The 20,264-nt window shown below is 62.7% G+C and carries 19 protein-coding genes; 4 read left to right on the forward strand and 15 right to left on the reverse strand.

The window, feature by feature from the left end:
- Positions 1–44: 44 nt before the first annotated feature.
- Both SUTH_RS10585 and SUTH_RS10590 read right to left on the reverse strand, forming a co-directional pair.
- Positions 45–635: a CBS domain-containing protein gene (locus SUTH_RS10585; protein ID WP_041099126.1), complete on the reverse strand. Its 591-nt coding sequence runs from the start codon at positions 633–635 to the stop codon at positions 45–47.
- A 174-nt stretch (positions 636–809) separates the two neighbouring features.
- Entirely contained in the window at positions 810–1,259 is a 450-nt protein-coding gene (locus tag SUTH_RS10590; protein ID WP_041099128.1) for a hypothetical protein, read from the reverse strand.
- A gap of 167 nt (positions 1,260–1,426) precedes the next feature.
- Here SUTH_RS10590 and SUTH_RS10595 point away from each other — a divergent pair, with 167 nt between their 5' ends.
- Positions 1,427–2,125: a fumarylacetoacetate hydrolase family protein gene (locus tag SUTH_RS10595; RefSeq protein WP_041099130.1), complete on the forward strand. Its 699-nt coding sequence runs from the start codon at positions 1,427–1,429 to the stop codon at positions 2,123–2,125.
- Between the two features lie 29 nt (positions 2,126–2,154).
- Positions 2,155–2,700, forward strand: coding sequence for a DUF2062 domain-containing protein (locus SUTH_RS10600; protein ID WP_041099132.1), 546 nt, complete (start codon positions 2,155–2,157; stop codon positions 2,698–2,700).
- Between the two features lie 2 nt (positions 2,701–2,702).
- Here SUTH_RS10600 and lolD read toward each other — a convergent pair whose 3' ends face one another.
- From lolD to SUTH_RS20250, 7 genes are all read right to left on the reverse strand, one after another.
- The gene (lolD, locus tag SUTH_RS10605; RefSeq protein ID WP_041099134.1) at positions 2,703–3,377 is read right to left on the reverse strand and encodes a lipoprotein-releasing ABC transporter ATP-binding protein LolD; all 675 of its coding nucleotides are present in this window, start codon (positions 3,375–3,377) and stop codon (positions 2,703–2,705) included.
- Positions 3,370–4,623, reverse strand: coding sequence for a lipoprotein-releasing ABC transporter permease subunit (locus SUTH_RS10610; protein WP_041099135.1), 1,254 nt, complete (start codon positions 4,621–4,623; stop codon positions 3,370–3,372). Before SUTH_RS10610 ends, lolD begins: the two co-directional genes overlap by 8 nt.
- A gap of 134 nt (positions 4,624–4,757) precedes the next feature.
- Entirely contained in the window at positions 4,758–5,144 is a 387-nt protein-coding gene (locus tag SUTH_RS10615) for a type II toxin-antitoxin system VapC family toxin (protein ID WP_041099137.1), read from the reverse strand.
- Positions 5,145–5,146: 2 nt separating this feature from the next.
- Positions 5,147–5,386 (reverse strand): type II toxin-antitoxin system Phd/YefM family antitoxin, encoded by a 240-nt coding sequence (locus SUTH_RS10620; RefSeq protein WP_041099138.1) that lies wholly within the window; start codon positions 5,384–5,386, stop codon positions 5,147–5,149.
- 59 nt (positions 5,387–5,445) lie between these two features.
- Entirely contained in the window at positions 5,446–6,069 is a 624-nt protein-coding gene (locus tag SUTH_RS10625) for a tyrosine-type recombinase/integrase (RefSeq protein WP_041099140.1), read from the reverse strand.
- A gap of 263 nt (positions 6,070–6,332) precedes the next feature.
- Positions 6,333–6,728 carry a PIN domain-containing protein gene (locus SUTH_RS10630; RefSeq protein ID WP_041099142.1) on the reverse strand — a complete coding sequence of 132 codons (396 nt, stop codon included), beginning with the start codon at positions 6,726–6,728 and terminating at the stop codon, positions 6,333–6,335.
- Complete coding sequence (locus tag SUTH_RS20250; protein WP_041099144.1) at positions 6,728–6,946, reverse strand: AbrB/MazE/SpoVT family DNA-binding domain-containing protein; 219 nt, start codon at positions 6,944–6,946, stop codon at positions 6,728–6,730. The genes SUTH_RS10630 and SUTH_RS20250 overlap by 1 nt, the downstream gene beginning before the upstream one ends.
- A gap of 166 nt (positions 6,947–7,112) precedes the next feature.
- Here SUTH_RS20250 and SUTH_RS10640 point away from each other — a divergent pair, with 166 nt between their 5' ends.
- Positions 7,113–8,111, forward strand: a complete 999-nt coding sequence (locus SUTH_RS10640) for a hypothetical protein (RefSeq protein ID WP_052473534.1) — start codon at positions 7,113–7,115, stop codon at positions 8,109–8,111.
- Positions 8,108–9,811: a single-stranded-DNA-specific exonuclease RecJ gene (gene recJ / locus SUTH_RS10645; RefSeq protein ID WP_041099146.1), complete on the forward strand. Its 1,704-nt coding sequence runs from the start codon at positions 8,108–8,110 to the stop codon at positions 9,809–9,811. Before SUTH_RS10640 ends, recJ begins: the two co-directional genes overlap by 4 nt.
- A 25-nt stretch (positions 9,812–9,836) precedes the next feature.
- Here the strand turns inward: recJ and SUTH_RS18485 are convergent, their stop codons facing one another.
- From SUTH_RS18485 to SUTH_RS10675, 6 genes are all read right to left on the reverse strand, one after another.
- Complete coding sequence (locus SUTH_RS18485; RefSeq protein ID WP_052473535.1) at positions 9,837–13,343, reverse strand: bifunctional diguanylate cyclase/phosphodiesterase; 3,507 nt, start codon at positions 13,341–13,343, stop codon at positions 9,837–9,839.
- 134 nt (positions 13,344–13,477) lie between these two features.
- The gene (locus SUTH_RS10655) at positions 13,478–14,005 is read right to left on the reverse strand and encodes a GNAT family N-acetyltransferase (RefSeq protein ID WP_052473536.1); all 528 of its coding nucleotides are present in this window, start codon (positions 14,003–14,005) and stop codon (positions 13,478–13,480) included.
- Between the two features lie 162 nt (positions 14,006–14,167).
- Complete coding sequence (gene nadE / locus SUTH_RS10660) at positions 14,168–15,064, reverse strand: NAD(+) synthase (protein WP_041099148.1); 897 nt, start codon at positions 15,062–15,064, stop codon at positions 14,168–14,170.
- A complete protein-coding gene (locus SUTH_RS18490) occupies positions 15,061–16,722 on the reverse strand; it encodes an urea transporter (RefSeq protein WP_084207348.1) in 1,662 nt (553 codons plus the stop codon). The genes nadE and SUTH_RS18490 overlap by 4 nt, the downstream gene beginning before the upstream one ends.
- Before the next feature lie 3 nt (positions 16,723–16,725).
- A complete protein-coding gene (locus SUTH_RS10670; protein WP_052473538.1) occupies positions 16,726–18,111 on the reverse strand; it encodes a type III PLP-dependent enzyme domain-containing protein in 1,386 nt (461 codons plus the stop codon).
- Positions 18,104–20,248 carry an ATP-grasp domain-containing protein gene (locus tag SUTH_RS10675; RefSeq protein WP_148312911.1) on the reverse strand — a complete coding sequence of 715 codons (2,145 nt, stop codon included), beginning with the start codon at positions 20,246–20,248 and terminating at the stop codon, positions 18,104–18,106. Before SUTH_RS10675 ends, SUTH_RS10670 begins: the two co-directional genes overlap by 8 nt.
- Between the last annotated feature and the right edge of the window lie 16 nt (positions 20,249–20,264).

The following is a 20,264-nucleotide window of genomic DNA, read 5'->3' on the forward strand; positions in this document are numbered from 1 at the left end:
ACCGCAAGGCCCTGCCGTTCGTTTTAAACAGGGCGCTCCTGAATTCAGGTCTTGAGCGCCACGCTGATCTCGGCGAAAGTCTGGGCGATCTCGATGGTTTCCACCGGCTCGTTCAACTGACGGGCGAGTTGCGAGCATGAAAACAGTCCGCGCAGAATCTGGTTGCCGGATGCGTCCTCGTCCACCACGGCGGCGTGCCGCCGGCCCTTGGCCTTCAGCGTGGTCACCACATGGCCGACACGGGCATGCATCACATCGTCCATGGCGATCACTTCGAGCCGATCTTCCGGCGTCATGATGTCGCGCACTCGTGTTTCCTCGCGGGAAATGCCGCGCGCGCTGATGCATTGAAGAACCTTTTCGCCGATCAGGTCGTTCGACGTGATGATGCCGAGGACATGGTTCTCGACATTGACGACCAGCAGCAAATGCACGTTGCGCCGTTGCATGACCCGCGCGGCGCTGTCGGCGCTGACATCCGGATCGACCGTGAAGGCGGTGACTTTCTGGAAATCCGTCATCACCGCGATCGCGGGGTCGTCGAGCGTAAGCCTGGGCGGCTGGGTCTGGCCAGGCGTATGGAAACTGGTACGTGGCCGCAAGGGCTTGCTGGGCAGGGCGGAATACTGGCGCATGGTGTTTCCTCCATTCGATGGTCTCGGGCCTGCTTCTGCGAGCAGGTTCGGATCATTCTTCGCCTCCCTCCCAATCGCCGTCAACGTCAAATTTTCTATGGCGCCATTGAATCAGCCCGCGCTATCCGACTCCCCTCCCATGGCATTCGCGTCCACGCCTCTTTCCGCCATGTTTCAATAGGGCGTCTTGATCCTCATCAGTTCTTCCTTGGTGATTTCGTTTGGCTTCTTCATGATCCAGGCATCTTCGCCGACCCATTGCTTGAAGAGCTTGAGGTTGGCCTGGCGTTCTTCCTCGTTCTTTCCGAGTCGCTTGTACATGTTGCCCGGAACGCCGTCCTTCTTGTTCTTGCCATCATCCAGGCGACGCATGATGGCACCGGTGTCCGGCCAGCCGATAAAGAAAATCAGGTCGGCATAGCTGTCCATGCGCGGCCCCTTGTCGTCCTTCTCGTATTCCTTCTTGTTCTCCTCGAAAGTTCCCAAGTAGGGAGCGCTGCTGCCGTGGCAGCGCTCGCATTTGTCCTCCCACAATGGACGGATGTGTTTGCGATAGGTGATTTCCTGAGCGGAAGCCAACGACGATACAAACAGCAGCAAAACCCATGCGACGAAGCTTTTCATGATCACTCTCGCTATTCCAGAAATATGCTCAAAAACACTTTATCGTAAAACATGCCACGGCCGCGTGGCATGCCGATTTCCTCACCGGCAAGGAAATTGCACCAAGGCGTCCTTATGACCGCGCTGCTCAATAGGCGATAATCCGTCGTACATCATCAGGAGCCGCCATGAGCTACGTCATCCCCCCCGCCCTGCTTCCCGCCGTGCCGGTCGCCGGCAGCCCCGACAGCTTTCCGGTGCGGCGCATCTATTGCGTCGGCCGCAATTACGCGGCACATGCGCGCGAGATGGGTTCCGACCCGGATCGCGATCCGCCCTTCTTTTTCTGCAAGCCGGCCGACGCAGTCGTCCCGGTGGCGCAGGGTGTCACCGGCGAGGTTGCCTACCCGCCGGAAACCGCCAACTACCATCATGAAGTCGAACTGGTGGTAGCGATCGGCAAGCGCGGCAGGAACATCGACGTCGCCGAAGCCAACGACCATGTCTGGGGTTATGCCACCGGTTTCGACATGACCCGCCGCGACTTGCAGTTCGCCTTGCGCGACAAGGGCCGTCCGTGGGAACTGGGCAAGGCCTTCGACCAGTCTGCGCCCATCACGCCGATCGTTCCCGCCAGCCATTGCGGCCACCCGACCAGGGGCAAAGTCTGGCTCGCGGTCAACGGCATGAGGAAACAGGAAGGCGACCTCGCCGACCTGATCTGGTCGATACCGGAGACCATCGCTCACCTTTCGAAGTACTTCGAGCTATTCCCCGGCGACCTGATTTTTACCGGAACCCCCGAAGGCGTCGGCCCGGTGGTCAGGGGCGACGTGCTCACCGGCGCGGTCGAGGGCATCAGCGAACTGTCGATCCGCATCGTCTGAGCCGGAACACAGATCCGACGGGACTGCACATGCGGCGCCATATCCTCAAGTTTCTTCCTGATCATGAAGCGATCCGGGGAAACCGCTGGCTGGCGCCGTTCGAGAACACGCTCCTGCATCCGCGACTGTGGCATCTCAACCGCCGCTCGGCGGCCGGGGCCGTGGCGGCGGGTCTTTTTTGCGGATTGATCCCGGGACCACTGCAGATGCTGGGGGCCGCAGTCTGCGCGCTCATCTTCCGCGTCAATCTGCCGCTGGCGATGCTGACCACGCTCTACACCAACCCCTTCACCATCGTCCCGCTCTACATCGTCGCCTATGCGATAGGCCAATGGGTGCTGCCCGGCGCGCACGAACATTTCGTCGCGCCGCCGGAACCCGGCGACGCCGGCCTGATCGCCTGGATGCAGGCCTTGATCGACTGGATGCTCGGCCTCGGCGCGCCGCTGGCCGTGGGCCTGGTGCTGCTCGCGGCCGGATTGGCGCTGGCGGGCTACCTGCTGATTCGCGCTACCTGGCGGATCTACCTGGTACGCGTTTGGCATCAGCGGCGACAACGCCACCGCGCAACCTGACGCTAAGCCAGCACCCCGTCCTGCAGTCTCAGGACTCTGGCGGTTTTCGCCGCAAGATCCGAGTCATGGGTCACCAGCACCAACGCCGCCTGATGCTCGCGACACAATTCCAGCAGCAGGCCGAACACCGCATTGGCGGCGCTGCGGTCCAGGTTGCCCGTCGGTTCATCGGCCAGCAGGCAATCCGGTTCGGTGACCAGCGCGCGCGCCACCGCAACCCGTTGACGCTCCCCGCCGGACAGTTCGCCGGGCCGATGCGTCAGGCGATGGCCGAGACCGACGCGCTGCAACACCCCGGTTGCCTGTCGCATGGCCTCGGGGCGTGGCAGGCGCCGAATCAGCAGCGGCATCGCCACGTTTTCCACGGCGGTGAATTCCATCAGCAAATGGTGGAACTGATAGACAAAACCGAGCGACTTGTTGCGCAAAGCCCCGCGCTCCGCCTCGCCCACCTGCGCCAGGTTCCGTCCGTGGAGCAGGACCGTGCCGGCAGTCGGCCTATCCAGTCCGCCGAGCAGATGCAGCAAGGTGCTCTTGCCGGAACCGCTGGCGCCGACTATTGCCACCGTATCGCCAGCGCCGACTTTCAAATCGACGCCGGTGAGCACCGGAACCTCGGCCGCCCCTTGCCGGAATATCTTGCTCAAGCCGCTGCATTCGAGAACGGCCTCATTCATAGCGCAGCGCCTCCGCCGGTTGCGTGCGCGAGGCGCGCCAGCTCGGATACAGGGTCGCCAGCAGGGTCAGGACGAAAGACACAACGCCGATGGTGCCGACATCGGACCAATGCAAATCGGAAGGCAGGTCGCTGATGTAATACACGTCCTTGGCCAGGAACTTGAGCCCGAGCAGGCTTTCCAGCGCCGGCACCACAACGTCGATATTGAGCGCCAGCGCCACGCCGCCCGCGATGCCCGCGGCCAGGCCCACTGCGCCGATCAGCGTGCCCTGCACGATGAAAATGGCCATGATGCTTTGCGGGCTGGCGCCCAGCGTGCGCAGGATGGCGATGTCGGCGCGCTTGTCGGTAACCGCCATGACCAGGGTCGACACGATGTTGAAGGCGGCAACGGCGACGATCAGCAGCAGGATCAGGAACATCATGCGCTTCTCGATTTCCACGGCGCGAAAGAAGTTGGCGTGGCTGCGGGTCCAGTCGCTGACCCAGGCATCCATGTCGAGATAGCGCAGCAGTTCGCGGCCGATCTGCGGCGCGGCGAAAAGATCGTCCACCTTGAGCCGCACGCCGGAAACCCGCTCCTCCATGCGATAGAGCTTCTGCGCATCGGCCATGTGGATCAGGCCGAGGCCGGAATCGAATTCGAACATGCCGGCTTCGAAAATGCCCACCACGCGGAATTGCTTGACGCGCGGCAGGATCGCCGCCGGCGTCACCAGTCCCTGTGGCGCCAGCAGCGTGACCTTGTCGCCGGTCCGGGCGCGCAGGGCGCGCGCCAGTTCAATGCCGAGCACGATGCCGAATTCGCTCGGCAACAGTTGCGAAAGTTTGCCCGCCTTCATGTGGCGGGCGAAGTCGGCGACCTTGTCTTCGGCCTCGGGCAGGATGCCGCGCACCATCACGCCGCGCACCTGGCCGTCGAAGCTCAGCATGCCCTGGGCCTGCACATAGGGCGCGGCGGCCGTGACCCGCGGATGCCGCGCCACGTCCTGCACCACCTTGCTCCAGTCCGCCAGTTCGCCGCTTTCGCTGCTGACCTGGACGTGGGAGACGACACCCAGAATGCGCTCGCGCAATTCCTTCTGGAAGCCGTTCATCACCGACAGCACGACGATCAGCGCCGCCACCCCGAGCGCCAGCCCGAGCATGGAAATCAGCGCGATGAAGGAAATGAAGCGGTTGGCGGACCCTTCGCGCGGCTGGGCGCGCGTGTAACGCAGGCCGATGAGGAGTTCGTAGTTCATGCGCTATTTCGGATAACCCGATCGGTCACAAGCCCATTCGATTCTCTGTAGCTTAGACATGCGGCTACGAGCCGCCGCTTTCGGGCGAAAGTCCGAAGATCCGCTTGTGCCGTTCAGCAACCCAGTCATGCCATTCAAATCTCGATGACTGTGTCGCTGTAACGCGCCACCATCGGGTCGTGGGTAATCAGCCGCATCGGCTCGACAAGAGCTTGTGCAACCAGGATGCGGTCGAACGGGTCGTGATGGTGAGATGGGAGGCCTTCGACCGCCGCAGCATGCTCGGGCTCCACCGGCAGGAAGCGATAGCCGGACTCGCGAAAGTAGCGCAGCGCATCCTGGCTGGATACTGGCATGTCGCCGCGCCTCAGGCTGTGTTTAATGGCGATTTCCCAGATGGTCGCAGCACTGATCCAGACCGACGACCTGGACGACTCGATCATCTCGCGTGCCTTCTTTGGCAGCTTCGGGTTATCGGTAATTGCCCACAGGGCAACGTGCGTATCGAGCAGGAGGTTCACGATTACGCACCCAGGAACATGCGAGCGACCTCATCGTTGTGCTCGTCGATGCTGTCCGGCACCTTGAACTTGCCCTTGGCGACGCCGATGCGCTTGCCGGCCGGCGCCGTGTCCATGGGCACAAGCTTGGCGGCAGGACGACCGTTGCGAGCGATGACGATCTCGCGTTCCTGCCCCTGTTCGATAGCTTCGACCAGGCGGGACAGCGAAGACTTCGCTTGCAGCATGTTGACGGACTGCATAGGGTTCCTCCTAAATTAGCGGTTAGTCTAGTCTAGCCATAGGCGCAAGTCAAGCGCGGTCAGACCTCAGTCTGCTCCGCCAGCTCAAGCGCATCATCTACCTCGACGCCCAGGTAACGGACTGTCGACTCCAGCTTGGAGTGCCCAAGCAATATCTGGATGGCCCGCAGATTCTTGGTGCGCCGGTAGATCAATGTGGGTTTCGTTCGGCGCAGTGAATGCGTCCCGTATGCCGTTTCATCCAGAGCCATCTCCGTCACCCACCCGTCGACGATCCGGGCATATTGCCGTGTCGATAGATGGGCTGACTTTCGCAGGCGGCTTGGAAACAGAAAGCCATCGGAGCGAAGGTTGGCGGCCTGGATCCATCTGGCAACCGCTTGCCGCGTCTCCTCGGTGATTTCGAACTGCACGGGCCGCTGGGTCTTCTGCTGCATGACCGTGGCACGGCTCGAAATTCGCTGGCCGTGAGCAATGTCCCTGATACGGAGCTTGACCAGATCGCTGGCGCGCAGCTTACTGTCAATTGCCAGGTCAAAAAGCGCCAGGTCGCGAGTTCGGCCGGACAACTGCAAACGCATCCGGATTCCCCATATTTCCTTGAGCTTGAACGGGGCTTTCTGACCGACGAGCTTTCCCTTGTTCCAGGGCTCGCGGTGGTGTACCGACGATGTGGTTTCCATGGCGATCTCCAGGCAATTGTTGGAAGATCACTATGCGCCGGTCACCTAATAGAAGCAGCCATCTGGCCATGATTGCGGGTCGAGTTTGTGGCAACGGCGCATCATTTCCGCTTGTGATTTTGAATGGGATATTGGATACACGATTCGCGTGCGGATAGCCAAGGGAGCAAGAACTCAGGGCACTTACTGAAGCCGTGAATTATTGAAATGGAATGGCGGCCCAGACCGGCCGGTCTGGGCCGGAGACAGTCATTACATGGTTGTCAGACACTTATAAACCCCGGCAATCTGGATGCCTTCACATCAAAGGTCGCGGTGGCCGAGCAACCCTGCCTTTTGTTGCGGGCTCCGATAAGGCAATCGGCAAAGCCGACAGGGTTGTCTTTCCAGACAAAAAGCGCCTCCTCGACCGCTGGTTCATCTTCAAACTGGACGTCGTTTGCATCCAGCAAGCCGGAGACGACCTCGACGATTTCACCCTTCTGCAAACCGTAACGGCTGCGCAGTACCCATTCGGTTTCCAGAAGAACCAGTTGGCTGACGAATACACGACGTCCGGCCACTATTTCACGCCGGATCAACCTGCGCGCCTTTTCAAACTGGGATTCGTCATCCCGCACCAGAAAGCGTACGAGGACATTCGTGTCGATTCCAAGCATCAGATCGACAGTTGCCCGGTCGGAACCGCCTTCCGCCCTTTCTTGTGCAGCATGCCGGCAAGCTCCATGACGCCCTTGCTCTTCACGCGCATGACTACCGTGGCATCGGGCATCAACGTGAAGGTCATCCGATCCCCAGGCTTCATTCCAAGGCTATCCCGAATTTCCTTGGGGATTGTTGTCTGGCCCTTGCTGGTAAGTGTGGCGTCTGCTGGCATCTCAAGCTCCCGTTTATTCCTTACGAGTTCGATTATAGTAAGGCTTCGAGGGAAAGGCAAATAGGGTCTGAATTCGTGTCGCCGGATTTCCCCGCACCGAAGAAATCAATGCCGAATTCCAGAGACCTCCTTTTTTGTGCTTGATAGCCCGTGTTAACATGCGTCCATGCTGACGCTCATCGTGCCCGGCCTCATCTGGACGCGCCAGGCGCTCGCGGACCTCACCTGTGACCTGCCCCTGCCCGCCTTCGCCACCCTGCTGGGACGCGGCCGCCTGACTCGCCGCCCGCCGCATGGCACCGCCGCGACCCTTGCCGAACTATCGGGCCTCCGTGCTCCGCTCCCTGCCGCCGCCTTGCGCCGGCTTGCCTTGCGGCAGCATCCGGGAGAGTCCGACTGGCTGTGCCTCGATCCGGTTCGGCTGCGCTTCCATGAACGCCACCTGATCGTCGACGATCCGCGACAACTGGACCTGGGCGACGACGAAGCCGCCGCACTCGCCGTGTCGCTGGCGCCGACTTTTGCCGCGCTTGGCCAGCTGGAGGTACTTGCCGCCGGCTCGTGGAACCTGCGCCTGTCTGCCGGCGCCCCCGATTTTCAGGCCTTGAGCGAAGCCGCCGGACGTGCGGCCGCGCCGCTGCCGCTGACCCCTGCTTATGCAGCCTGGCGCCAGGCCATCAACGAAGCGCAGATGGTGCTGCATGACCATCCGGTGAATCGCGCGCGCGAAGCGGCCGGACGACCGCTGGTGAATTCACTCTGGCCCTGGGGTGGCGGAGCGTTACCGCAATCCGGAAACAGTCCGCACGATGCCATCTGGAGCGACGATCCCGTGGCGCAGGGCATCGCCCGTTTGCTGCAAGTCGACTGCGGAGAACTGCCAGTCGGCTTTTGCCGGACGACTGCCCGCGCACCACTGGCGGTATTCGACGCGCTGGAACAGCCGGCCCGCGTCGGCGATGCGCTGGTCTGGCGCGACCAGCTGACCCGCTTCGAATCCGCCTGGCTGGCGCCCGCGCTCGACGCATTGCGCAACGGACAACTCGATTCCCTTCGACTCGTCGCTCCCGGCGAGCTCGCCGCCGCCGAACTGCGCGTCAGTCGCGGTGATCTGTGGAAGTTCTGGCGCAAACCGGGCGCATTGACCGATTTGGCGGCCGCATGACGCGCATCACCGTACGCGACATCCCACCCCGCGCCACCTGGGCGCTCGAACAGGGCGGCGTGCATCCGCTGCTGGCACGACTGTATGCCGCTCGCGGCATCCGCAGCACCGAAGAACTCGATACGCGCAGCAGCGCCCTGCTCCCGCCCGAAACACTCAAGGGTACCCGCGCGGCCGCAACACTGCTCGCCGACACCATCGCCGCAGGCAGGAAGATTCTGATCGTGGCGGATTACGACTGCGATGGCGCCACCGCCTGCGCGGTCGGCATCCGCGCGCTGCGCATGATGGGCGCCCATGTCGATTACCTGGTGCCCGACCGCTTTACCCTCGGTTACGGGCTCTCGCCGGAGGTGGCGCGACTGGCGGCCGAGCGCCGGCCCGAGCTGGTGGTCACGGTGGACAACGGCATCGCCAGCGTCGAAGGCGTGGCGGAACTCAAACGTCTCGGGATCGCGACCCTGATTACCGACCACCACCTGCCGGGCGAGGAATTGCCTGCCGCCGACGTGATCGTGAATCCCAATCAGCCCGGCTGCGACTTTCCGAGCAAGGCACTGGCCGGTGTCGGCGCGATGTTCTATGTCGCGCTGGCCCTGCGTGCGGAACTGCGCCGCCGCGGTGCCTACGCCAGCGAGCCGGAACCCAATCTGGCCGGCCTGCTCGACCTGGTGGCGCTCGGCACCGTGGCCGACGTGGTGCCGCTCGACCGCAACAACCGCATCCTCGTCGCCCAGGGCCTGGCGCGCATCCGCGGCGGCCAGATGCAGGCCGGCGTGCGGGCGCTGTTCGCCGTGGCCGGCCGCGACACCGGCCGTGCCGCGACCTTCGACCTCGGCTTTGCGCTCGGCCCGCGCCTCAATGCCGCCGGACGCCTGGCCGACATGTCGCTGGGCATCGAGTGTTTGGTCACCGACGACCCCAACCGGGCCATGAACATCGCCCAGCAACTCGATGCCATCAACCGTGAGCGACGCGTCATCGAAGCCGGCATGCGCGACGACGCTGAACTCCTGCTGACCACGCTCGATCCCGGCAGCCGCGCCAGCCTGACGCTGTTCGATCCCGACTGGCATCAGGGCGTGATCGGCATCCTCGCCGGGCGCGTCAAGGAGAAGCTGCACCGGCCGACTTTCGCCTTCGCCCGCGGCAATGCCGGCGAGCTGAAGGCATCGGGCCGCTCGATTCCCGGCCTGCATCTGCGCGATGCGCTGGACCTCGTGGCCAAGCGCCATCCGGGTCTGCTGCTGCGCTTCGGCGGCCATGCCGCCGCCGCCGGGCTGACGCTCAGCGAAGACCGCCTCACGGATTTCGAAGCCGCCTTCGATAAGGTCTGCCGCGAATTGCTCTCGCCGGCCGAACTCACGCGCACGCTGGAAACCGACGGCCCGCTCGAATCGGGCTACTTCTCGATCGATGCCGTGCGCCTGATGCAGCAGGAAGTCTGGGGCCAGGCCTTCCCAGCGCCGATATTCGCCGACAGCTTCGAGGTGCTCAATCAGCGCATCCTGAAAGACAAGCACCTCAAGCTCAAGCTGCAAAAAGGCGGCCAGCGCTTCGACGCGATCCAGTTCAACTTTGCCGACGGGTTTGCCAACGGTGTGCCGGAGCGCATCCGCGCCGCCTTCCGCGTCGATATCAACGAATGGAACGGCACCCAGACCGTGCAACTGATGCTGGAGCATTTCGAGCCAGCCTGAGGTTCCAGGCCGGATCGCGACAGCGTTAGACGATGATCTGGAGCGCCGACTCCTGCAGCGCTTCCGCCGTTCCGGGCCGGCCGAACAGATAGCCCTGGTAGGCGTGACAGCCCTCGCTGGCAAGAAACTCGCGCTGCCCTTCGGTCTCCACGCCTTCGGCGATCACTTTCATTCCCAGGCTCTTGGCGAGGGCGATGATGGTGCGGGCAATCGCCGCATCGTTGCTGTCGGTGAGCACGTCGCGCACAAACGACTGGTCGATCTTGAGTTGTCCCAGCGGCAGCCGCTTCAGGTAGGAAAGCGATGAATAGCCGGTACCGAAATCGTCGAGCGAGAAACTCACGCCTTCGGCCTTCAACGCCGTCATTTTGGCAATGATGTCTTCCATGTCATGCAGCAGCAGGCTCTCGGTCAATTCCAGCTTGAGCTTGTGCGGATTGGCGCCGGTCTCCTGAATCACCGAGAGCACATCCTCGACAAAGTCCCTCTGGCGAAACTGGCGGCTGCTGACATTCACCGCCACGGTGAGATGCGCCATCTCGGCGCGCTGAGCCCATTCCAGCAACTGGTTGCACGCAGCCTTCAGCACCCAGCGCCCCAGGGGCAGGATCAAACCATTGTCTTCGGCGAGGGGAATGAACTCGCCGGGCGCCACCAGGCCCCGTCGCGGATGCCGCCAGCGTACCAGTGCTTCGGCGCCCGTTACACGGCCTGCGCCATCGACCTGCGGCTGGTAGTGCAGCAGGAACTGGCCTTCGCGCACTGCATTGCGCATGTCCGCATTCATCTCCGCGCGGACCGCGACCACCGCCTGCATCGCCGGATCATAGAAGCGCATCGTATTGCGGCCCGCTGCCTTGGCCTGATACATGGCCGTGTCGGCACGTTTCATCAACTCCTCGACGGAAACCGACTGATCCCTGAACAGGGTGATGCCGATGCTGGAAGTGCAGTGATAGCTTCTTGTATCCCTTTCCACTCCGGCAAGGCTCAGGTCGAGCACATAGGGCCGGCTCAGCGCCGCCTGGATCTTGACGGCGATGCTCTCTGCCTGCATCGCCGCCAGGGTTTCCGCATCGAGGTCTTCGAGAATGACCACGAACTCGTCCCCCCCCAGCCGCGCCACGGTATCGCCTTCGCGTATGCAGGACTCCATGCGCCTGCCCACTTCCACCAGGAACTGGTCGCCGACATCATGCCCGAGCGTGTCGTTGAGGGTCTTGAAGTCGTCCAGGTCGAACAGCATCAGGGCGCCGTGACGTCCATGGCGGGCGCTGCTGGTCAGGGCCTGGCGCAAACGATCGAGCATCAGCCGGCGATTGGGCAACTGGGTCAGCGGATCATAGAAGGCCAGATTCCTGATTTCGTCCTCCGCCGCCTTGCGCAGCGTAATGTCGGAAAAGGTGCCGACGTAGTGGGTGATGGTTCCGTCGCTGGCCTTGACCGCCGTGACGCTCAGCCATTCCGGATAGATTTCGCCATCCTTGCGCCGGTTCCAGATTTCACCGCGCCATGTTCCGTTCTTCTCCACGCTCTCCCACATCGCGTCGTAGAAAGCGGCCTCATGGCGCCCCGAACTGAGCAGGCGCGGGGTCCTGCCGACGGCCTCCTCGCTGCTGTAGCCGGTGATTTCGGAAAAGGCGTGATTGACGCGCAGCATCACCTTCTGAGCATCGGTGATCATCATGCCTTCCTGGGATTCGAAGGTGATGGCGGCAATGCGCTGGCTCTGCTCCGCCATCCTCCGCTCGGTAATGTCGTTCATGAAATTGACGGTGCACGGCTCGCCGGCAAACTCGATGAACGAAGACGACATCAGGATGTTGCGCTGCACCCCCGCTGCATCGCGGAACACGACCTCGTATTCATGGAGTTCACCCTCGCGCTGCAAGGCTTCGAACCAGCGCATGCGCGCCTCGGCACTGGGCCAGTAGCCGGTCTCGATCGAGGTCCGCCCCACCATCTCTTCGCGGCTGCGCCCCTGCATCCTGGCAAAGGCCTCGTTGACTTCGACAAAGCGGGCATCCGCGATGCTCGTGATGGCGATTGCGATCGGGCTGGTGTGGAAGATGATGACATCGCGCTGCTCGGCGCGGCGCCTGACATCCTCCGCCAGCAATCGCTCGGTGATGTCGAGGAAGCTGCCGCGGATCAGCCGGCGGTCCGCCGAAGGCAGCCGGATCAGCCGCACTTCACAGCGCATGGTTTTGCCCTGGGCGTTGCACACCGTGCGCTCGATGGAAACCTGCTCCCCGGCCAGTGCCCGATCAAGCATTTCCCTGACGCTCTGCGCCGCGGTTTTCCCGTTGAACTGCTCGGGAGGATAAAAGCGCTCCGGCCCGGCCTTGAGCAATTCCTCGCGACTGCAGCCAAAAAGCTTCTCCGCCTGGGCGTTGGCATCGACAAAGCAGCCCAGATCGACGTCGTGCACCACGATGGCATCGGGCGCCTGCTCCACCAATGTCCTGAAACGAGCCTCGCTTTCCCGCAGCGAACCGGTCATTTCGTGGGCCAGGCGCACGGCCCGATCACGCGTGGTGGCCAGCGACCAGGCAATGGCGAACAGCAGTAGGCTGGTCAGCAGCCCTCCGGCCAGAACCTGTGTCGAGCGCCCCATGTCGCCGCGCACCTCGAGCTCCGGCATGCTGGCATAGCTCAGTGTCCACGGCCGCCCGCCGACGACCAAGGTTTCGCTGTGGACGAATTTCGCGGCGGACGGCCGTTCCTTCGTATCACTGCGATAAAACAGGTTTTCCGGACGTGGATCGACACCGTCATGGATGCTCAGGGAGACGTCGCGGGGGCTTCGCTTCATCAAGTCGGCAATCAGGGCAGGCATGCGGAACGGACTCAGCACGTAGCCGTAGACCTCGCCGCCGGACCTCGACGGCACCGGCAGCATCATGACGAACGACGGGACGGGATGCTGCGCGTCCATCTGCAGCCTGACCTTGCCGGTGATCACCGGCTGAGTGGCATTGCGCGCCCGCTCCAGGGCTTCGCGTCGCGCCGGATCCTGGAAAATATCGCGACCGAGTGCCTGCACATTGAGGCCGACGTAGGGCTCGGCATAAACGCTCACGACATGGCGCTCGCGTCGGCCCGGCGGCCGCACTGCATAATCGGCGATGCCGCTCTTGCGTACCTCGCGCACCAGTGCGCCGAGTTCCTCGCCCGTCACGGCGCGCGCAAAAATCAGCGCCTGCATCGCCGGATAATCGGTCTCCAGCCTGAGTCCGGCGACGTAGCCGTGCCAATCCTCGCGCGTCACCTTGTCGCTGGCGGCAAACAGCGCGGCCGCCCCGCGCAGTGTCCGCATATAACCGGCGATGCCGGCATCGATGTCGGCCCGCATCTGGCTGACCCCGGCGTCAAATTCGGCGCGCATCCGGCGGTCGAGATCCTGCTGGGTGTAGCGCCAGGCAACCACCGTCAGCGCCAGCGAGCAGACCAGCGCGATCCAGGCCGGCCACAACCCGAAGCGGGATGGCGTGGCTGAATTGATCACGTCGGCAGGCTGGGCAGTCGGCATCGGGAAGGGATCATATGGCGGCGACGGGAGATATTACACTGCCCGTTTCATCCCACGGCCATCGCCGCTGGCCGTTCGTCGGTTCCAGACGCCCGATCGGCGGTTGCGTTAACCGGCTACCACCCGCCTCGTATTCAGCGCTCTAAGAGCCACTCCTCGCGCAGGATCGACACCAGTACCTGATCGACCCATTCTCCGCGTCGCCAGGCTACCTGACGTTGCACTCCCTCCTCGGAAAACCCGGCACGTGCATGAATGATTCTGGATGCAATATTCGGCGCAAGATAATTCGAGACGATCTTCCTCAATCCCAGGTCCCGGAAACCCCGGCTGACAAGCGAACGCAGAACGGCCGTACCCAATCCCCGATTCGACAGGCTGCGGTCGCCAAGCACGATAAAGAAGCGGGCGACGCCATTGCCGGGATCGTAGTCTTCCAGGCCGGCCATCCCGACAAATCGTCCCTCGGACTCGATTGCCAGCCTGCACCATGCCTCGCCGAGGACAAAGGCCAGCGCATGGTGGAAATGAACCGGCCTCTGGCAGCGATCCTCAAGCCAGATCGTGACCTCCGGATCGGAGATGAACACTGCATAGGCGCCGACATCGTCGTATCGTGGAGCGCGCAGAAGAAATGAAGGTGTCACCGAGTCATCAGCCATTTCGATTTTCCGGATATCGGGAGGTACGCCAGGCAGGCCGCTCTTGCGACATCCGGGCCTGCCCGTAAAACTTTACACCGATCGGGGGTTTGCCAAGCCAATGCGTTCTCCGGTTCCATCCTCGACGACCCGAGCCACGGCATGCCATCCTTGCAGTCGGCGCTATTCGCATGACTCAAGACGGACTCCAAGCGGAAGGCCCCGAATCGTTCGCGCTGCGTCAATCAGCAGCAACAGCCTGTGCGCGGTTGCCACCGACAACGCCGAGGATGCGGCGATGGCACCGGCATCCCGCTTGCCACCGGCAATGGCCTGCAAGCCGCGATCGATCCGGTCGAAAGTGAGTTCCGACCGGATCGCCCGCGCCAGTTCGATTTCTGCGGGACTGAAGTATCGCTGTGCGCCGACGGGCTTCTCATTCACCAGCCAGTAGGCAATATCTTCAAGGTCGCTCTCCCCATTCCAGTATCCCGCCGACGCCGGCTGGCGGATCACTTCCGGATCGCAGCCCAGAGCCGCGGCCAACTGATAGACCTGCGTCTTGTAAAGATGCGCGAGCGGCCCCAGATGCCAGATGCCGTCGCCGAGGCGAACGAAGAATCCGCATTCGACTTCAGTCCGGTTCGACGTTCCCAGAGTGATGTAGCCCCGGTCGTGATAGGTCGAATAGACCACCGTGCGCAGAGAGTTTTTGGCTCGTCCGACATCAAGAAAAGCCGAGTTGCTGAAACCTTCGTGAGGGTCGGTTTGCATCAGCATGTTGATCAAAGCCGGAGCCCATCCGGTCAGCGGAATCTCCACCAGCGGGATTCCCAATTCGGTCGCCAGCTTTCTGGCATTGCGCAAATGGCGAAGCTCCATATCGGCCTGAACCACCGTGAATAACTTGAGTCTTTCGGCCCCCAGCGCACGCACGGCCAGCCGTGCGGTCACATCCGAATCGATTCCCCCCGAAAGCCCCAGCACGGCTTTCTCTCCTGGCTGAATCCGGCTGGAAAGAAAGCCGACAATCCGTTCAATCTCGTTTGCCAACCGGTCCGGCGAGTATTGAAGGCTCATGAAAAAGTCGCTTTCGGCGGCGATGCTTCCAGAAGTCTGGCCAGAGCAGGCAGAACAAGTTCAGCCGGACCGTCGATCACGGTGTCGCCGGGAAATAGCGGTACGGCCAGCGAACCAAGTGTAAGAAAAACGCAGGGTACGCCGCGGGCGCGGGCAGAGGCAAGCAAGGCGCTGGCGGAAGAGACTGCGAGTTGCGAACCGACGACCAGTATGGCTCCGCACTGCGCGGCCTTCTCCGTGGCGTCATGCCAGGTTGCCAGGCGAATGCTCTCGCCGAATGCGATTACCGCCGGTTTCAGCAAACCTCCGCACATCTCGCAACAGGGGCTCGCATGTCTCCAGAGGTCGGCAGCCGGCCATTCCGCCTCATGATCACAGGCAAGGCACCGAACCGAGAAAATGGTTCCATGCAGTTCGCCGACCTGTCGGCTGCCAGCCGCCTGATGCAGTCCGTCGACATTCTGCGTAATCGTGGCAAGAATGTAGCCCGACGCTTCCAGCCCGGCGAGTGCCAAGTGTCCATTGTTCGGTTTGGCCCTGGCGGCGACCTCGCGAAACCGGGCGCACGCATCCCAATACAAGCTGCGGGATTCCGCATCCGCCAGAAACGCACCGTAGCTGTAACGGGAAGCAGGGACTCCTGGGGCCAGCCAATGGCCGGCGGTGTAATCGGGAATTCCGGATGCCGTGCTGACCCCTGCCCCCGTCAGCACAAGGGTAGCTCCCGCGGGTCTGGCTCGATCCAGAACATGAGCCGCATGCTGTACTCCCAAGTCAAGGCAAAACTGCCGCTCCTTCCCCAGTACCAGGATCAGGGCACTCCAGATACCGATGAACAGCGGCCCCATCAGCGGCGGGACGTTTTCCAATAGCGGCATGTGATTCCATAGCAGCCAGATGGCTGCGGACAGCAACGCCGCCGTCGCTCCGACTTTCCACCCCTGGCGAAAGCCATTGAGGAAAACCGCCGAAGACGCAAAGATCGCCGGGGCTGCGGTGAACGCCCACAAGCCTGCTCCCTGGATCGAGAGCGGGTCGCCGCCGGCAACCGAATACAGGATCGCGGTCGCGGTCGCCACCAGCACTGAAGCAGCGGCTGCGCGACGGCACTTGAGGAACAAGCCGAGGGTCACGAAAAAAATCGCTACCGCCGGACCCGCCGATCCAAAGGAATTGGACCCAGGGGTATTGTTCGGCGAAGCAAGCCAGAAGTCGGCCCCGAGCGCCGAGAAGACGCCAAGCGAAAGCCAGATGCTGATGAGGCCCGGCAAAGCCAGCACCGGCATCCCAAGGCCATTGAGACGGGAAACCAAAGGACCGCGCATGGCGAGACAGGCCAGGACAGCCAAGCCCAGCAGAAACATCATTTGCGGGCCGCAGGAGAATGCCCCTCCCCAGGCGATGCCGAGGAGCGCGCAATCGTAGGCACCGAGCCCCTCCTTCCATTCCCATTCGCTTTGTGAAAAGAAGGGCTTGCCCAGCAGGATCGCCAGGGCCGCGCCGAATGCGGCGGCGGCGGCGCTCCATGGCGCTATCGCGGCAATCGCCACAAAGACCAGCAGACCGTGAGTCGGTCGATCGAGGAACGCGACGTGGGCAAAGCTTTTGAGCCAGGCCTGAGCGGCGTCCTGCAATAGGCGGCCTGTCATTCTTGCCATGAATCAGAACTTCGCGCCCTTGGCCTTCAGTCGCGCCGGAACACGGTCCATGTCGAAGATGTCGCTGCGCGTCTCACGCCGCCTGATCTCTTCCACGCCACGCGGACCCAGCAGCACAACGGCAGGACGCGGCTGGATGAACTGCATCGACTGCGTGATGCAATAGGCGCCGACATTCGAGATCATCAATGGGGAGCCCAGCGACAGGTTCGGCAGGACGGCACGTTCGCGCAACACATCGACCTGCATGCATAGCGGACCGAACACGGCAACCGGCTTGGCTCCGGCCGCCTCCTGCATATCGCGGCTCGACGCCGCATTGATGCGATGGTCATACCAGTAGGCGGTCGGCAGCAGATTCACGCCGGCGTCCACGATCACCGCCTCACCCTGCCCGGCGATGTTCTTGCGCGCCACTACGGAGCACGCCAGCCGAAACGCGGCATCGACCAACGCGCGGCCGGGTTCCAGCACCATTGTCGGCCGCGCGCCGAACGCCTTGCGCGCCTTGCTCAACGGGCCGACAATGGCCTCGGCAAACGGTGCCAGAAATTGCCCGCTGGATCCCGAGCCGCCCGCCACATCGAAGCCCGGTTTCAAGCGATTGTTTGACGGGTAGCCTCCGCCGAAATCAGCAATGGCGGGCTCCAAACCCATCGTCCTGGCCGCCCTCGCGACGCCGATCAAGACCTGCGCCGCACGCGAATAGATTTCCGGATTGGTCTGGAAGGTGCCGGAATGATTGTGCAAGGCTTCGAAGTGCAGCGATTTTCCGGCCTTCTTGATCCGATGCAAAGCCTCAAGCGCTTCGCCATTGTCGGCATTCACGCCGAACTTCGTCCACGACTGCCGGCCATGCTGAAAGTTGATGCGCAATCCGGTGCGGGCGGCAATCCCCAGATTCCGTGCAGCCGAAATCAGCATATCCAGTTCATCAAAGCCATCGACATTGATCAGAGCCTCTTCCTTGATGGCACGGGCCAACTCTTCCGGCCTTTTGTACGGGCCGTTGAAGATGATCTTGCCGCCAGGAACCCCGAGTGAGCGCGCCAGATCGTATTCCATGCCCGACACCACCTCCGCCCACGCGCCTTCCTGATGCAGGATGGAACAGACCGCCGGCAGATAATTGGTCTTGTACGAGTAGGCAACCACGGTATCGATTCCGGGCGCGGCAAAGGTGTCGCGAAAGGAACGATATTGGGCGCGAAGCATCTTCTCCGACAGAATGAAAAGGGGCGAGCCGAACTCTCGCAGCAGCCCCTTGACATCGCCTATTTCGTCCAGGGCCGAATCCGCGGAGCTGATGTCGACCGTTCGATGCTTCTGCATGCCGCGCGACGTAATCAGTTCGAGCCGTGGCGCCGTGTAGGGGACCCGCTTAGTCATATGCAATCTCGCCGCGATTGACGAACGCCGCCATGGTCGAGGCGGCAGCCGGGATCTCCTCCACCGTCCTCATGAAAATGGCGCCCTGGATCGGACCCGTATTTCTGCCAGCGGGTACGGGCGGACGCTCCATTGCGGCGAGCAGGAGCTGGCGTGGCAAGTTGCTCCCCGCCATCCCGGAAAATCCGATCCAGCCCGGGAAGCGCGGATTAATTTCGATCAGTTCCAGCCGTTCCGTCACCGAGTCGCGAATGAACTCGACGTCGGCGGGCCCTGCCCAGGCGACCTTCCGGAACATCTCGGCCAGATCCGCGACAGCCTGCGCCAGCGGTACCGAAGTCGCCGCCCACGTCTTGCCGCGTTCGCACATCACCAGCTTTTTAAGCGCCATCGAATCGATCAGGTTTCCGTTGCCATCGCATACGACGCCTATGCCGAACTCCTCGCCAAACAATGAAGGCTGGGCGAGTAACCGAGTCTCCCCCTCCGCCTTGAAGCGCATCCACGCCATCAAGGCCTGCTTCAGGGAAAACAGGCGGGCAGCACCGGCCACAAGCCCCTTGAGCATCAGCGGGCTGCCGAACCGGTCCCAGGCACGAATCAGATCGGAGCGGGTCTTGATCAGCATCGTTTCCGGATACTCGAACCCGCTCCACTGATGCCGTCCGATCAGTTCGGCAAGGCCCAGTTTGCCCAGTTTTCGCCTTGCGGCGGCACTGGGCAGCAAGGTCCTGATTCCGATTCGATCAAGCTCTGAAGCGATACGCCGATAGCGATCGATTTCGAAATCAAGATTGGGAATCACAAGGTCCAGGCCGCGCTTCTTCTTGATGGCTGCGAGTCGATCAAGAAGCATTGCGTCACCCTGCCCCTCATTTGCCTCGCCGTGCTCGAAACCGATCCGGCAGCACGCGTCAAAGAGTTCCGAACGAAACAGGCCGGTATCATTCGGCGTGTAGGCAAGTCCGACCAGACGTCCCACCTCCGGCGCGGCCCTGAGGCAGCGAGCCACACCGAGGCCCGGTTGCGTCAGCTCAAAGGCCGAAATGCCGGTGACGCCGACTGCCAGATCGCCTCGTTGCCTGCGCATTGCCTTGAACCGCGGCACCGGCGCACTTCCGGAACGCTTGAGCTCGCGAACGGCGGCGATGGGCACCGCCATCTCCTGAACATCACGGGCATACATCGAGCCCGCTCGCCCCTTGCTGCGTGATGTCGTTCCGGGAGACAGGATTTCTTTCACCAGGGCGACCGGCATGTTGGCGCGGGCAAACTCGGTGAGCAGCACCCATGCCGGGAAACGGCAGTTGATCTCGATCAGGTAGAACTGTCCGCCGCTGGCTGCGCGAACGAATTCCAGTTCCAGCGGCCCTTGCCAATGAAGCTTGCTCAGCAGGCGCAAGGCGATGCGTTTCAGCACGGGATCGTCGATGACGCCGCCGATCACGCTCTTGCCGCGCTGATTGGTGCCCAACTTGCGCGCCGCAACCATCGAGAGGCAACTGCCGTCGCGCCGTGCGACGGCCGCCACCATGTGCTCGCTGCCTTCGATCGCCTCCTGCAGTAGCACCCCGCCGCCCCATTTTGCAGCGAGAATCTCCGCTTCGAATACGGCTTGCTCCCGGTTATAGACCTTCTTGGCGCCTGCCACGGTTCCCTTGACCCAGAGCGGGTAGCCAAAGCTGTCGGCATGCAGGGCAACCGTCGACAAGTCCCGCACATGCACGGTGCGCGGCGTGACGACATCATTGGCATAGCAATACGCGCTGAGATTGATCTTGCTGATCGCCTGCACGTCCCCGGGGTCCGGCAGCAGCGTTCCGATTCCGGCGCGGGCCAGACGACTCGACAAGCGCGAGATGACCGGCACCTCAAGGTCAAGGCAAGGGACAAGAACATCGATTCGATGTTCCTGGTGAAGCGCCAGAAGCCGGTGAAGGACGGCGTCGTCTCCCTGGGCGATGGGCGGGATCAGATGCAGGCAGTTGGCAACGCCGGGCGTCCAGCCGCCGGTGGCAAGCGCATCGTAGACCAGGCCGTCGATCCGCAGCGATCCCCGCCATCCGCGGCGCAAGGCCCGGGCAACGGCCAGCCCGGGCTCCGGATTGTCGAGTCCGGACCAGCCGGTCAGCGCCACATGGATCTCAGGCGTT

The sequence above is a fragment of the Sulfuritalea hydrogenivorans sk43H genome (genome assembly GCF_000828635.1).
Classification (GTDB): domain Bacteria; phylum Pseudomonadota; class Gammaproteobacteria; order Burkholderiales; family Rhodocyclaceae; genus Sulfuritalea; species Sulfuritalea hydrogenivorans.